Genomic DNA, 13,554 nt, shown 5'->3' on the forward strand with positions numbered 1-13,554 from the left:
CGTCCGCGCCGCGGCTAAGCTTGGCTCGGGCCGCGGGGGACACGCGGTGCTGGACGATGATCATGACCGAACAGGGCGAGACGGGTGAGGCCATCACCATCCTCCTCGTCGAGGACGATGCGCCGACCTGCTGGCGGCTCCAGGATGCGCTGGTCAAGGCCGGCTATGAGGTGCGCAGCGCCGGTACGCTGGCCGAGGCGCGTCAGGCCCTGAACGGCGGCGCCCCGCGCGTGCTGCTGACCGATCTGCGGCTGCCCGACGGCCATGGCATCGAGCTGATCCGCGAGACCCGGCAGCGCTTTCCCGACACCGAGATCATGGTGATCTCGGCGCTAGGGGATGAGGAAAGCGTGATCTCGGCAATCACGGTCGGCGCCACCGGCTATCTCTTGAAGGACGCCTTCCCGACCGACATCGCCACCACCGTGCGCGATCTGGTCGCCGGCCATTCGCCGATCTCGGCCTCGATCGCCCGCTTCATCGTGCGCAGGACGCAAGGCGCCGCGCAGAGTTCGGCCGAGCCGCCGCCGGGTCCTGTGCTCAACACCGCAAGATTGACGCCACGCGAGATCGACATCCTCTGGGGCATAGCCAAGGGATTCAGCTACGCCGAGATCGCGAGCCATCTCGGCCTCTCCCGACAGACGGTGCCCGGCCACATCAAGAACATCTATCGCAAGCTCGAAGTGCACACGCGCAGCGAAGCGGTGTTCGAAGCGGTGCAGCAGGGCCTGATCAAGCTGTGAGCGAGATCGCGGCGAAGGCACCTGCACGCCCGCGGCGCCGGCTGATCGTGTCGCGCCTCGTGCCTTATCTGCTGCTCCAGGCGCTGATCGTGATCGCCACCATCCTTGGGCTGCGGCTGCTCCAGCCCAGCGATCCCGAGGACTTTGCGCTGAGCGGATTTTCGCTGCGCGAGGATGGCACCACGCGCGCGGTGACGCTGCCGCATTTCACCTCGTCGCGCTATTCGCTGGCCGACCCGCCGCTCTATACTGGCGCCTTCACGTTCCGGCGCACTGACGCTGCGCCGGGATGGTCGGTGTACCTGCCGCGCTTCAGCAACGCGGTGGAGGTCGCGGTCAACGGCGTCGTCGCGCTCGACTCCCGCCGCGATGCCAACGCCAACCGGCCGGATCGCAACACGCCGCAGATCGCGCTCATCCCGGCCTCGCTGCTGCACGACGGCAGCAACGAGATCACCGTCCGGCTGTTCGTCTGGGGCCCGCTCAAGGGGTTCCTCGACACCGTCTATGTCGGACCGGACACCGCGTTGCGTCCGTCCTACGAAACGCGGACGCTGCTGTTCGTCACGCTGCCGGTGGCGTTCTCCGCCTGGCAATCGATCCTCGCCGTGATCCTCGCGATCATGTGGCTGATGCGGCGCCGCGAGCCGGTCTATGGCGTGCTGGCGGTGGCGATGGTGCTCGGCGTCGTGCAGGCCTTCTCGCCGCCGCCGGTGCCGCCGGCTACCGTATCCCGGCTCGCCGCGGTGCTGCTCGCGTCTGCGCCGATCGAGAGCGCGCTGATCGTTGCCTTCGGCGTGCTGTTCTTCGGCTGGCGCTGGCCGCGCTACGGCTCGCTGCTGTTCGCGCCGGGGCTCGTCGTCTTCGTGGTCGGGCTGATCGGTGGACCGCCGCTGCCGCGCATTCTGTTCCTGGTGCTCGGCATCCCCACGGTTGGGCTCTGCCTGTGCCTGATGGCGTGCGTCACCGCGGCGGCGGTGGTCCGGCGGCAGGACGCGGCGAGCTTCACGCTCGGCTGCGCGGTGACTATCGTGCTGACCTGCTGGGTCCATGACATGCTGGCGGCCTTCGAGATCATGACCAACGAACGCATCTTCGTCTCGCGACTGTCCTACTCGGCAATGCTGGTCGCGATCGGCGCCGGATTGACTTGGCGTTTCGCCCGCGCATTGAACCAGGTCGACGGCTTTGCCAATCAGCTCGTGACGCGCGTGCGCGAGGCCGAGGAGCGGCTGAAGGCGAGCTTTGCCCGCGAGGAGGAACGTGCGCGGGCCGCCGCGCTCGCCAACGAGCGCACGCGGCTGATGCGCGACCTGCATGACGGCCTCGGCGGCCAGCTCGTCAGCATCGTCGCGCTCTCCGAGCGCGGCCATGAGGGCGCGACCATCACGGACGCTGCGCGCGCCGCGTTGAAGGATCTTCGCCTCGTCATCGATTCCATGGACGACATCGGCGGCGACCTGATGCTCGCGCTCGGCTCCTGGCGCGAGCGCGTGGCGATGCAATTGCGGCCGCACGACATTGCGCTCGACTGGCGCGTGACGACGCCGCAGGGCTTGCCGCTGCATCCGGAGCTGCGGCCTTGGCACGTCATCCAGATCGTGCGCATCCTCGACGAGGCCGTGACCAACGCGGTCAAGCACGCGCAGGCGCGCCACATCACCGTTACCATCGAGACGCTCGACGATGGCCAGGGAGATGCCTCCGGGCCGTGTGGCAGCATCAGCGTTGCGGACGACGGCAAGGGCTTTGCCCTGTCCGGCAACGGCAAGGCCGGGAGCGCGGGCCAGACCGCACGGGGCTTGCGCAACATGGGAAGTCGCGCCGCGCGCTGCGGCGCGATGCTGGATCTGGCCTCGGATTTGTCGGGTACGCGCGTACGGCTGCAATTGCCGAAAATCTTTCCCGACAGCGACGCCGCCGCCGCGGGCTGAAAAGCCCCCTCCCCGAACGTGTGGGACGCACGGAGAGAGGGAACGGGCCGGATTGTTGTCATGCGGAGGACGGGGGGTCGTCCGCAAGTCATCCACTCGCCCGAAGCAATGCAATCAACTCAATCGAACGAGATCGTCAGCGCACGCCGACGCGATTGACCGGGCCGCCGCGATTCATCGGCGTTCCCGCGCGAACGCCTACGCCGGGCGCGCCGACGCCGGGCGTCGCCACCGCGACCGCTGCGGCGGGCGCAACCACCACCGCGCCGGCCGGCCGCACCACGCAGCCCTTGGGCACGCCGACCGTCTTGCAATAGACCACCGCCTGAGCCGGGCTCGTGCCCAGCGACACCATCGCCGCACCCGCGAGCATCATGACTGTCAGCCCGGCGCTCAGCGCTCCCACGTTTTTCGACATCTTGCTCTCCTGCTTCCCGTTCGGCGCCCCGATGCAATCACCGGGTCTCGCAGCCGACGTGCAGCCTGAATGGCAAAAGACGGCGCGCGGATACATGCCATGAAGATGGGGGTGCGGCGGGCGAGCCGATGCCATGAACATGGCATGGACCGGCAATGGGCCTCCGCGAGATGGTCCGGCTCGCCCGACCCCAGCGGGACCAGTCACAATCGCAAAGAGGTGCCTTATGAAGACTTCAGTTCTTGCCGCGTTGCTGCTCACCGCGGCTGCACTGCCCGCCGTTGCCCAATCCGGTCCGACGCCGCTGGAGCAGATGGCCTGCCGCGGCGACGCCGGCAAATTCTGCGCCGAACATATCGGCAAGCCGCCGCAGATGAATGCCTGCCTGCGCGAGAACAAGACAAAGCTCTCGGACGCCTGCCGCAAGGTGGTGGAGTCGCACGGCGGGTGATCTTCTTCCCCTCTGTGGGAGAAGGTGCCTTGCCAATAGCAAGGCGGATGAGCGTTGCCTCGACGCACCCGGAGCAGAGACTCTCTGCCGCGAGCCACCCTCTCCCGCGAAGAAGGGAGAGGGACAGCAGCTAGTTCGTCAGGCCATAGACGTCGATGCGGCCGTCATAAGTCGGGCGATAGATGCGGCCTTTCCAGACGATCGGACGGTTGAACTTGGGATGCATGAAGGCGTGCTCCGGTCCCCAGTCCTCGCTGTCCCAGATCACCTGGAGCCGCTTGGAGCCATCCGGGTTGGTGGCGAAATTCTGCGCATCATAGACCAGGAAGCGGCCCGGGCTGAGAATCATGTTGCTGTCCTGATAGGGCACCATCGCCACGATGATGCCGTCAGCGCCGTTGTTTGCGGCAAGCGTGATGCTCCAGCCGGGCATGCCGCCCGGCGGACGCGGCGATTGCGGCGAGGCAATCTCGTTGCCCCCGGCAAGATAGGTCGTTTTTCCGTCGGCCGCGATCGACCAGGCCCGCAAGGCGCTGTTCTCGCCGCCGACGAAATGCATGGTGCCGTGGACGGACGACTGGAACAGCAGCGGCGTGCCATGCAGATGCCGCGTCGCGCCGCCGGGAAACAGATTCAGCTCCATCGGTGATGCCGGCGCCGGCGGCACGGCGGGATCGAAATACGTGTACAGGATCGGCGGCATGCGAAGCCTGTTGTAGTTCGCCGCGAAATGGCCGGCCACGAGCTCGCCCGGCTGCGTCTTGCCGAGCGCATTGGCATTGCCGGTGTAGAGGATGCCGTCCTTGCCCGCGGCCAGAATGGCGTGGGCGGAGGCAACATAGACCGGACCGCCGGAACCGAAATCCTGGTCGCCCCACATCGACTCGTTCATCGCCTCCATGTGATGCGCCACCACTGGCGCGATCTGCGCGTCGGTTGCACTGCGAGCCGAGGTGACCGCGACATCCGGCATCTCGCGCGCATGTCGAGGCTTCAGCGGCATTCCCATGCGCCTTGCATGCGCGATCACGGAGGGCAGGTAAACGTTGGACGGCAACGCCGGCTCGTCATCGTCGTCGGCTGCTGCGACCGCGGCCGCGCCGATCCGGTTGGCGTCGGTCCATGGCGCCCACCACGACACGACCTCGAAATGCGCATGGCTTCCGGTGTGCAAGGCGAGCCGCACGATGCTCTCGCCGAAGTCGCCATGCTGCGGCGAGAACGCTCCGTTGCCGGTGATGACGTAGATTGAGCCGTCGGGAGCGACGGCCGGGCCGGCCCCGCTCTGCCACAGCCCGCCGCCGGAGCCGGTGACGGTGGAGCACCACGACGCAGCGAGCCGCCAGGCATGGGCGTCGACCGCGAGCAGCCAGCCGCGCGCCGTCTTCGATGTCTCGGCGATCGTGCCGAAGGGAATCAGGACGTGGTTCTGCATCAGCGTCAGGGCGCTGCGCTGCTTGCGCTGGGCCGAGACGAATTTCTGCACCGGCAGGCCGTTCGGCGGCGTGTAGATCGCGCCCTCCAGGTTCAGCAGCCCGTGCACCTTCGAGCCGTCGCGGATTCGCAGCGCCGCGAGGAAATGCTGCCCCTTGGCGACGCTGCCGTCGTCGCTGATCCAGGCGCAGGCATAGAGAATACCCGCCCCCTCGTCGATCACCGGGGTCGAGAGAATGCCCCAATGGACGTTGGTCATGTGGCCGTCGATGGCCCTCGTTCCGATAATGGGACGTCCGAGGTTGGTCGCCCAGATCTTCTCGCCGGTCACGGCGTCGAATGCATAGACCCAATTGCCCATGCTGGCCTGGAAGATCAGGTCGCGGGTCTTGCCGTCGGCCATGTGCACGCCGCCGACCGCCAGCGGCTGCGCCTCAAGCCTGGGATCGTCGGGAATCCGAAGGCTGAAGAGTTTGACGATGCCCCTGGTGCGGACGGCGGTCGCCGTCAGCACCGTCTCGGAATTGTTCGCACCGGTACGGGCACGGTCGTAGCTGCGGGTCGTGACGGAGGCGACCATGGTCAGGCTCCATAAGCGAGGAGGCTTCCGGCCGCAATCAGGCAAGCCGCTGCAAGCGGTCGTACGTCGCGCAAGCCTGCGCGCCACCCGCTCGACACGACGGCTCCGCAGGCAAAGCCGAGCCCGGCCATGATCGCGCTCGACAGTGCGGTAACGGTCGGCGCATCAGGCGTGCGCGACACGAAATTGTCGATCGCCAGCAGCGGCGGCAGCACATAGAACCAGCCCGGCGCATTCAAAAGACGTTGCGCGACTGGATGGCGCAGCAGCAGCGATGCACCGCATGCGATCAACAGGATCGCGACGAGCCTGTCCGCGACCGGCATGGTGACACCGAGCGCGGAACCCAGCGCATCGCAAACGCCGAACATCAGAACGAGCGGCAGCACATGCCGCTGCGGAACGACGAATGCGAGCGCAAAGGCCACGATGAGACTGTCCGCGGACGTCCACAACAGATGAAATGACATGGCAACCTCTGAAAGGTTTGTAACGCGCGACAAATGAGGTTCGTCGAGAAGGCCGCGCCGCCGTCCGCCTTCGAGGGCAATTGCAGCGTGGTGAAGCCGCGGCTCCGCGCATGTCGCGCTGGAAGGTGGAGCAGCCAGGCGGTACCGGCCCGTCAACCGGCGCCGGCACGGTGACGCCTTCGCCTTGCGGCGCGAAGAAGCGATCCCAAGCGAACAGCGCTACGCCCATGACGCGGCCTATGGCTAGCCGCGCCAATCATGCATTGAACGGAGATCGTCTGGAAGTTGAAATTCGAGGCAAGCACGTCCGCAGAACGAACCGTCGCTCACGATCGCGTGCGCGACGACGAGGAGGGACGCTAATCGTCGTCAGGCCCGAACAGCCTGAAGCCGCCGCGCGGCCGGCTCGCGACATCGCGCGCATCGGAATCTTCGCGGATGTTGCGCGCGACGTCGTCCCAATCGGTGCGGTCGCGCATGCCGCGCGACTCGCGGGCATCGTAGTGCCGGCGCTCGGCCCAGCGCTCGCGGCGCTCCATGCGGCGCCGTTCGGACGCGGCGCGCTTCACGTCGGAATCCCTGGCCTTGGCATAGGCGTTGTCGGATGAGGATGAGGATGAGGATGGCTGCTCTGTCGATGCCTGCTGCTCGGCAGGCTTTGCGACTTGCGGAGGCGATGCCGGTGCCGGCTTGGGCGGTTCGGCCGCGGCCGCTCGGGAAGGCTGTGGGGCCGGCGGTTCAGCGTTCGCCTGCGTGTCCGGCTTTGCGGCTTCGGCCTGCGCCGGCGCGGCGATCATGGCGCCGAAGGCTTGCGAGCCGGTGAGATATTGCAAGCGCTCGGATGGCGCGTTCGTCGTCGCGGGTTTGGTGGCTTCAGCGCGCTGCGCCATCTTGCTCGTGTCCGGACCCTGCTTGGGCGAGACCGGATTCATGATATTGCCGGCGACGATGCCGCCGCCAAGACCAATGGCGATGGCGGCAACGATCGTTCCGGCACCGACGAAATAGGCAGTCGAGGCGCGCATTGATCCACTCCCTCTCTGGAGCGGGCAACGCTTGTCGATTGCCGGATGTTCCTGATACGGGGGCCAGTTCCCAGAGGAACTTGCGCGTCAGATCTGCTGCGCGACCTTCTCCAGCCCGATGATGCGGGCGAGCTTGCGCACTTCTTCCTTCTGATCGTCGCGCAGCTGGAACAGCAGCGGCATCGCGGCCGATTTCAACTGCTGGACCTCGTCGCAATTCGGATCGATCGGCACGCCCGGCGCGTTCGGATTGGAGAGCTTGTTTGCTGAGATCTTGCGGACAACATTTCGCAGGGCGGTCTCGACCGAGGGCCAGTAATATTCCTGCGACGACGACAGCTTCAGGCGATCCCTGATGCCCGCGATCTGGGCCTCGGACAGCAGCGAATAGGATTTCTGCGGGTGCGGCTTGGCGACGACCTTCGGCTTGGCCGGGACTTCGACGGCAGGAAGCTCTGCCGCGGCCGGCGCATCATGCGCACTTGCCTTGGGCATCGGAAAGTCGGACGGCGTGGCGGCGGCAAAGGCTTGGCGCAGCGGCTCGGTCAGCACCGGGGTCTGCGAAAGCCTGTCGGCGGGCACCTGTACCGGCTCGATCGCGGCCGAAGCCAGCGCCAGCGTCGGAACCAGACGGTCGGCCTTGGCGGCGCGGTTGGTCGCGAGCGGCTTCGGCGGGGCCTGCGTGATCATCTCGGCGCTGACGCTGGGCACGCTGTCACGGCCGAGGATGGCAGTGGTGGCCGCGCCGAGGACGAGGAAACAGGTCAGCACGACGATGGTGATGGTTTTGGACAAACGTCTCTCCGCGCCCAACTTCAAGTCCACGTGATAAGTGCCCGGAAACTGGGCGGTAATTAAGGCCTAACCGTGCCATCGCAACGGCAATCGCGCGGACTACAGCGACATGCTCTGAAATTTCAAGGAAATCAGGCAGCTAGCGCGAGGTCGTAGGCATCCTGGATGTCGGCGACGATCTCCGAGGCCTCCCAGACCGCGCGCGGCTCGACCGATTGCAGGGTCACCGTCCAGTTGCCGCCCCGGCGGGTGCGGGGGACGCTGACGATGTCGAAGCGCACGTTGCGGCACAGCGGATGACGGGCCAGGGCATGGGCCACGCGGACCCGGATCTCGTCCAGCGTCGCGGCTGTCTTGCTATTGAGAAAATCGAAGTCCATCGCCTGTCCCTCTCGGTCCTGATTGGCGGCCGTGAGGGATTGTTGGCGGGCGTTGGTTAATCTGCCGTTAAATGTGGGGCAGCGGAGGAGGGCTCGATTAACTGTGATCGGGAGCGATGGCGCCTCCTCTTCCTCCCCCGCAAGCGGGGCGGAGTGTGGGACGCCGCCTACCGCCCGCCCGCATCGCGATATTCGGCGAGTGTCCGCGCAACGAGATCGTCGACCGCCATGACGTCGGTCACGCCCGATGTCGAGTGCCCCCCGCTCCAGATATCGCGCCAGCGTTTCGGGCGGCTTTCGCGCGCGTCGACGTCAATGTCCTTGCCTATGTCGATCGCGCCACGTGCCGGCAGATCGTCGGGATCGAGGCCCGCAGCCACGATCGACGGCTTCAGCATACTGGTCTGCAATCCCGTGAACGCGGTGGTGAGCAAGATGTCGTCGGCGCTGCTCCCGACCAGCATCCGCTTGTGGCGCTCGTCCGCCATGCTCTCGCGCGTCGCGATGAACTTCGTGCCCATGTAAGCGAGATCGCAGCCGAGCACTTCGGCCGCACGCAGCGCGCGGCCGTCGCTGATGCCTCCGGCGAGCACGATGATGCCGTCAAAGAATGCGCGCACCGCGCGGACGAAGGCGAACGGATTTAGCCAGCCCGTCTGCCCACCTGCGCCCGCGGTGAGCAGCACGAGCCCATCGGCGCCGGCTTCCGCCGCGCGCTCGGCGTGGCGGATCGAGGCCACGTCCGCCAGCACCAGCGCGCCGGCTTCATGCAGCGGCTTCAGCACCGGCGCGGGCGATCCAACAGAGGTGATGACGATCTCCGGCTTGTGTCGCAGCAGCACGGCGAGATCCTGCTCCAGCCGCGCGTTGGAGCGATGCACGATCAGGTTCGGACACAGCGGCGCGGCCTTGCGGCCGGCTTGATCTTCGTGCTGCCGCAGCCGCGTTTCGATCCCGGTGAGCCATTCATCGAGTTGTTCCGTACTGCGGCAATTCACGGTGGGGAAGCTGCCGATCACACCGTTGCGGCAGGCTGCGACCATGAGCTCGACGCCTGACACCAGAAACATCGGCGCCGCGATCAAAGGCAGGCCGAGACGATCGCGGAAGTGCTGCAGCCGATCGGATGCCACCGAAGCCTCTCCTTCACTCAAACGTCACTGTGCGGGCTTTGTCGTTCCATCCCGCATTCTCTGTGCTAGCGTTGCACGCAACATTGGCACGTCAGAAGCCGATGACAAAGCAACGAGGAAACAAATGTCCGATCCGCTCCACGCGTCCTCCCCGGCTTGTGCGCAGACGCTACGAGCGCTGTCGCGCTATCCCGGCCGCACCGCTTTCGCCTGGCCCGGCGGATCGCTGAGCTATCAGGGCACCATCGACCTGATCGGGCGGATCCAGGGCGTGTTCATGCGGCTTGGATTGCAGCCCGGCACGCGCGTTGCCTTCCTCACCGCCAACCGCGCCGACACCTGGTGCGCCGGCGTCGCTGCGCAATTGTCGCGGTTCTGCATCACCTGGCTGCATCCGCTGGGATCGCAAGGTGACCAGCTCTTCCAGCTCGATGATTCCGAGGCGGAAGTACTGGTGGTCGATGCGGCCGCCTTTCGCGATCGCGGCGGCGAGCTCGCCGCGCAGGCGGGCCGGCTCAAGGCGGTCTTCACCATGGGACCGGCCAACTACGGTGTCGACCTGTTGCAGGCGATCGAGATCGAAGGCCAAGCCAGCGCGCGGTGCCTCGCCGGCCCCGACGATCTCGCCACGCTGAATTACACCGGCGGCACGACCGGCAAATCCAAGGGCGCGCTGCGCTACCACCGCGAAAACAGCGGGGCCGCCGGCGCGATCCTCGCCGATTTCGAAATCCCCGAGGCCGCGCGCTATCTGGCGGTCGCCCCGATCAGCCATGTCGCCGGCACGAAGGTGCTGCCGACCCTGATGCGCGGCGGCACCGTGCACATGCTGAAAGGTTTCGATCCCGAGGCTGTGCTGGCGACGATCGCGCGCGAGCGCATCAATTTCACGCTGTTCGTGCCGACCATGATCTATGTGCTGCTCGATCATCCCGCCTTGAGCAAGACCGATCTCTCCTCGCTCGAGCTCGTGCTCTACGGCGCCTCCGCGATGTCGCCGAGCCGGCTGATCGAGGGGATCGAGCGGATCGGGCCGGTGTTCTCGCAACTCTACGGCCAAACCGAATGCTATCCGGTCTCGGTGCTGCGCAAGGCGGATCATGATCCCAAGACGCCCGACCTGTTCCTGTCCTGCGGCTTCCCGATCTCGGCCTGCGAGGTCAGGATTCTCGGCGACAATGACCAGGAGGTGAAGACGGGCGAGGCCGGCGAGATCTGCGTGCGCGCTCCGCACGTCATGGCGGAATACTGGAAGCGGCCCGACATCACGGCCGAAACGCTGAAGAACGGCTGGGTCCATACCGGCGACATCGCGCGCAAGGACGAGCGCGGCTACATGTTCATCCTCGACCGCAAGAAGGACATGATCGTCTCCGGCGGCTTCAACATCTTTCCGCGCGAGGTCGAGGACGTGCTGTCGCAGCACGCGGACGTCGCGATGGTCGCGGTCGTCGGCGTCCCCGACGAGAAATGGGGCGAAGCCGTTACCGCCGTCGTCGTTCCCCGCGAAGGCGCAAAGCCGGATGCGGACGAGCTGGTCAATATGGTGCGGGTGCGAAAGGGCTCGGCCCATGCGCCAAAGCAGATCCAGTTCGTCAAGCAGCTGCCGATGACCGGCGTGGGCAAGGTCGACAAGAAGGTGCTGCGCGCAGGCTTCTGGAGCGGACGGGACCGGATGGTGGGGTAGTCATCTCGATCTGCAACTTGTGGCACGCAGCACCGCACGGTTGCTCGCGCCCCGCCCCGGGGTTTTACGGTGTCGCTGTGACCCGCGAACAACAGCTCGGAAGGGACTTTCAGGCACCCCGTCCGCGCAATTGCGGGCGAATCAACGAATCAACTAGACCGCTAGCGGGGCTGGGAAGCGGAGTACCAAATGAGAGTCGCTTCCTTGGAAAGTGCGTTGGCCGCGATCACGTTGATCACGGCTATCATCGTCCTGCTGTGGGAGATCAAGATCGTCTACGGCAGCTGAACTGGCAGGACGCTGGCGTCGAACAGAGACCTCCGGACAAGAAGAGGTTCGCGACCAGGGCATCCCTTCCGCGGCGGCGGAAGTCTGCCGTTCAATCGGCTCAAGGAGCGATCGCGGCGCTTGCCGTCACGCTTACCGCTTTTCGATCACCAGACTCTGCACCGCGCGGCCGAAATAGCCTTGGCGATCCGCAAGCCGCGACATCGCGAGACCGGCGCCGTCTGTGCCGATCCAGGATTCGCCGTCGAGCAAGATCCACTCGCCAACCGGCTGGCGTGAAAGGTTCACGGTGAGATCGGCGTTGATGTAGGTCCACGCACGGAAGTCGAGCGTCGAAGCGGTGCCGTTGGAGAAATCGGCGGCGACCACGGCGCGCATCGCCTGCGAGATGGCTTCGCCTTCAATCAGCGGATGATCCACGCGAAACCAGATCGCGCCAGCGCCGGCCTGGCCGAAGCGGCCCCGCGCAGCGCGCATCGAGACCGCTCTCACGAACGGGCTGGTGGCGGCGTGGCCGTCCTCGACCAGCGAGTCCTCGGGCGACGGCAGCGTGACCGGCAACTCCTTGACGTCGTCCGGCAACGGCTGCGATTGCCGCTTGATCTTGAGCACGGTGGCGCCGACGACCTGCACACCGTCGGCGAGCAGCTTGATTTCGCAGAGCTGGATCTTGCGGCCTTCGCGCAGGACTTCGGTCGCAATCGTCAGCGGCGCCACCGGCACCGGCCGCATCAGATCGATGGTGACGCGCGCGATGTTCATCGGCACCGGCGTCGGAATGCGTTCCGCCGCCCACGTCACCAGCGATGCCGGCGCCGAGCCGTGCTGCATGCGCCGGTCCCACGGGCCGGCGGCGTCAGGGCCGGTGACGACGCTGTTGCCGTCGACGCGATAGATGGCGGTCATCGCTTAAATCTCTGCTGGCTTTGACGGTTGGTGACCGAAATCAGGTGTCGTCCCTGCGAAAGCAGGGACCCATTACCCCAGGAAGAAGCTGTGGCGCGAGACTGGTAACCACGAGTCTTCGCCAAACTCCTCCCTGTGATTGTGGGTCCCGGATCTGCGCTTCGCTTGTCCGGGACGACAACAACTCACAACGGCGGATCGATCGCTTCGTCGTATTCCTTCTTGAAGCGCGCGATCAGATCGGCCGCGGGGATGACGCCGTCGATGCTGCCGATGCCCTGGCCCGAGCCCCAGATCTCCTTCCAGGCCTTCGGCTTGGCGCGTTCGCCGGAGGCATCGGTGCCGAAATTCATCTTGGACGGATCGGACGTCGGCAGGTTTTCCGGATCCATGCCGGCGGCGAGGATCGAAGGTTTCAGATAGTTGCCGTGCACGCCGGTGAAGAGGTTGGAGTAGACGATGTCGTCGGCCGTCGAGCCCGCGATCATCTCTTTGTACTTTTCGACCGCGTTGGCTTCCTTGGTCGCGATGAAGGCGGAGCCGATATAGGCGAAGTCGGCGCCGAGGATGCGCGCGGCGCGGATCGCCTTGCCGTTGCCGATGGCACCCGACAGTGCGATCGGGCCGTCGAACCATTTTCGCGTTTCTGCAACGAAGGCCAGCGGCGAGATGGTGCCGGCATGGCCGCCGGCGCCGGCCGCAACCAGGATCAGGCCATCGGCGCCCTTCTCGATGGCCTTGTGAGCGAACTTCTGGTTGATCACGTCGTGGAAGACGATGCCACCCCAGCCGTGAACGGCCTGATTGAGCTCCTCGCGCGCGCCGAGCGACGAGATGATCATCGGTACCTTGTACTTGGCGCAGAGCTGCATGTCGTGATCGAGCCGGTTGTTCGACTTGTGCACGATCTGGTTCACCGCGAACGGCGCCGAGGGCTTGTCGGGATGGGCGCGGTCATAGGCCGCGAGCTCTTCGGTGATCCGCGCCAGCCATTCGTCGAGCAGCTCCGGCGGCCGCGCGTTCAGCGACGGAAACGAGCCGACCACACCGGCCTTGCACTGCGCGATCACGAGATCGGGCACCGAGATGATGAAGAGCGGCGAACCAATCACGGGGATCGACAGGCGTCCCTTGAACAAGGCAGGCATGGACATTGCGGAACGATCCTCTATTGGCCGACGAATTGAAGGTTGGGACCCATACCAACAAGGCAATCTTTCCACTGTCAAGTATTGCGTTTTGACGCCGGACCGGACGTCGTTACCGCAATTCCAAACAGCGGAATTCCTTTTCGTCATTCCGGGGCG

13 protein-coding genes are annotated in these 13,554 nt (G+C 65.9%); 4 read left to right on the forward strand and 9 right to left on the reverse strand.

Annotated elements, in window-relative coordinates; translation table 11 throughout:
- The first annotated feature begins 62 nt into the window (after positions 1 to 62).
- On the forward strand, positions 63 to 746 hold the full coding sequence (locus tag JQ627_RS13470; RefSeq protein WP_212484665.1) for a response regulator transcription factor: 684 nt from the start codon (positions 63 to 65) through the stop codon (positions 744 to 746).
- Positions 743 to 2,680, forward strand: a complete 1,938-nt coding sequence (locus tag JQ627_RS13475) for a sensor histidine kinase (protein WP_212484666.1) — start codon at positions 743 to 745, stop codon at positions 2,678 to 2,680. Before JQ627_RS13470 ends, JQ627_RS13475 begins: the two co-directional genes overlap by 4 nt.
- Before the next feature lie 136 nt (positions 2,681 to 2,816).
- Here JQ627_RS13475 and JQ627_RS13480 read toward each other — a convergent pair whose 3' ends face one another.
- The gene (locus JQ627_RS13480; protein ID WP_085399488.1) at positions 2,817 to 3,098 is read right to left on the reverse strand and encodes a hypothetical protein; all 282 of its coding nucleotides are present in this window, start codon (positions 3,096 to 3,098) and stop codon (positions 2,817 to 2,819) included.
- Positions 3,099 to 3,324: 226 nt separating this feature from the next.
- Here JQ627_RS13480 and JQ627_RS13485 point away from each other — a divergent pair, with 226 nt between their 5' ends.
- Complete coding sequence (locus JQ627_RS13485) at positions 3,325 to 3,549, forward strand: hypothetical protein (protein WP_212484667.1); 225 nt, start codon at positions 3,325 to 3,327, stop codon at positions 3,547 to 3,549.
- A 130-nt stretch (positions 3,550 to 3,679) separates the two neighbouring features.
- On the opposite strand, the gene JQ627_RS13490 is transcribed toward JQ627_RS13485, so the two are convergent.
- The 6 genes from JQ627_RS13490 to JQ627_RS13515 form a co-directional block, all read right to left on the reverse strand.
- A complete protein-coding gene (locus JQ627_RS13490; protein WP_212484668.1) occupies positions 3,680 to 5,563 on the reverse strand; it encodes a hypothetical protein in 1,884 nt (627 codons plus the stop codon).
- 2 nt (positions 5,564 to 5,565) lie between these two features.
- On the reverse strand, positions 5,566 to 6,033 hold the full coding sequence (locus JQ627_RS13495) for a hypothetical protein (RefSeq protein ID WP_212484669.1): 468 nt from the start codon (positions 6,031 to 6,033) through the stop codon (positions 5,566 to 5,568).
- Positions 6,034 to 6,392: 359 nt separating this feature from the next.
- Positions 6,393 to 7,058, reverse strand: coding sequence for a hypothetical protein (locus JQ627_RS13500; protein ID WP_212484670.1), 666 nt, complete (start codon positions 7,056 to 7,058; stop codon positions 6,393 to 6,395).
- A gap of 87 nt (positions 7,059 to 7,145) precedes the next feature.
- Positions 7,146 to 7,853 carry a hypothetical protein gene (locus JQ627_RS13505; protein ID WP_212484671.1) on the reverse strand — a complete coding sequence of 236 codons (708 nt, stop codon included), beginning with the start codon at positions 7,851 to 7,853 and terminating at the stop codon, positions 7,146 to 7,148.
- A gap of 131 nt (positions 7,854 to 7,984) precedes the next feature.
- Complete coding sequence (locus JQ627_RS13510; RefSeq protein WP_014491549.1) at positions 7,985 to 8,233, reverse strand: hypothetical protein; 249 nt, start codon at positions 8,231 to 8,233, stop codon at positions 7,985 to 7,987.
- A 167-nt stretch (positions 8,234 to 8,400) separates the two neighbouring features.
- Positions 8,401 to 9,366: a nitronate monooxygenase family protein gene (locus JQ627_RS13515; protein WP_212484672.1), complete on the reverse strand. Its 966-nt coding sequence runs from the start codon at positions 9,364 to 9,366 to the stop codon at positions 8,401 to 8,403.
- 124 nt (positions 9,367 to 9,490) lie between these two features.
- Between JQ627_RS13515 and JQ627_RS13520 the strand changes: the two genes are divergently transcribed.
- Entirely contained in the window at positions 9,491 to 11,053 is a 1,563-nt protein-coding gene (locus JQ627_RS13520) for an AMP-binding protein (protein ID WP_212484673.1), read from the forward strand.
- Between the two features lie 420 nt (positions 11,054 to 11,473).
- Here JQ627_RS13520 and JQ627_RS13525 read toward each other — a convergent pair whose 3' ends face one another.
- On the reverse strand, positions 11,474 to 12,247 hold the full coding sequence (locus tag JQ627_RS13525; RefSeq protein WP_212484674.1) for a thioesterase family protein: 774 nt from the start codon (positions 12,245 to 12,247) through the stop codon (positions 11,474 to 11,476).
- Between the two features lie 185 nt (positions 12,248 to 12,432).
- Positions 12,433 to 13,401: a nitronate monooxygenase family protein gene (locus JQ627_RS13530; RefSeq protein ID WP_212484675.1), complete on the reverse strand. Its 969-nt coding sequence runs from the start codon at positions 13,399 to 13,401 to the stop codon at positions 12,433 to 12,435.
- Positions 13,402 to 13,554: the final 153 nt, after the last annotated feature.

The sequence above is a fragment of the Bradyrhizobium liaoningense genome, from assembly GCF_018130785.1.
GTDB lineage: Bacteria > Pseudomonadota > Alphaproteobacteria > Rhizobiales > Xanthobacteraceae > Bradyrhizobium > Bradyrhizobium liaoningense_A.

Coding starts and splice junctions, on each gene's coding strand:
- JQ627_RS13530 (WP_212484675.1), bottom strand. CDS start 13,401: ATGTCCATGCCTGCCTTGTTCAAGGGACGCCTGTCGATCCCCGTGATT.
- JQ627_RS13495 (WP_212484669.1), bottom strand. CDS start 6,033: ATGTCATTTCATCTGTTGTGGACGTCCGCGGACAGTCTCATCGTGGCC.
- JQ627_RS13470 (WP_212484665.1), top strand. CDS start 63: ATGACCGAACAGGGCGAGACGGGTGAGGCCATCACCATCCTCCTCGTC.
- JQ627_RS13480 (WP_085399488.1), bottom strand. CDS start 3,098: ATGTCGAAAAACGTGGGAGCGCTGAGCGCCGGGCTGACAGTCATGATG.
- JQ627_RS13485 (WP_212484667.1), top strand. CDS start 3,325: ATGAAGACTTCAGTTCTTGCCGCGTTGCTGCTCACCGCGGCTGCACTG.
- JQ627_RS13490 (WP_212484668.1), bottom strand. CDS start 5,563: ATGGTCGCCTCCGTCACGACCCGCAGCTACGACCGTGCCCGTACCGGT.
- JQ627_RS13520 (WP_212484673.1), top strand. CDS start 9,491: ATGTCCGATCCGCTCCACGCGTCCTCCCCGGCTTGTGCGCAGACGCTA.
- JQ627_RS13525 (WP_212484674.1), bottom strand. CDS start 12,247: ATGACCGCCATCTATCGCGTCGACGGCAACAGCGTCGTCACCGGCCCT.
- JQ627_RS13500 (WP_212484670.1), bottom strand. CDS start 7,058: ATGCGCGCCTCGACTGCCTATTTCGTCGGTGCCGGAACGATCGTTGCC.
- JQ627_RS13510 (WP_014491549.1), bottom strand. CDS start 8,233: ATGGACTTCGATTTTCTCAATAGCAAGACAGCCGCGACGCTGGACGAG.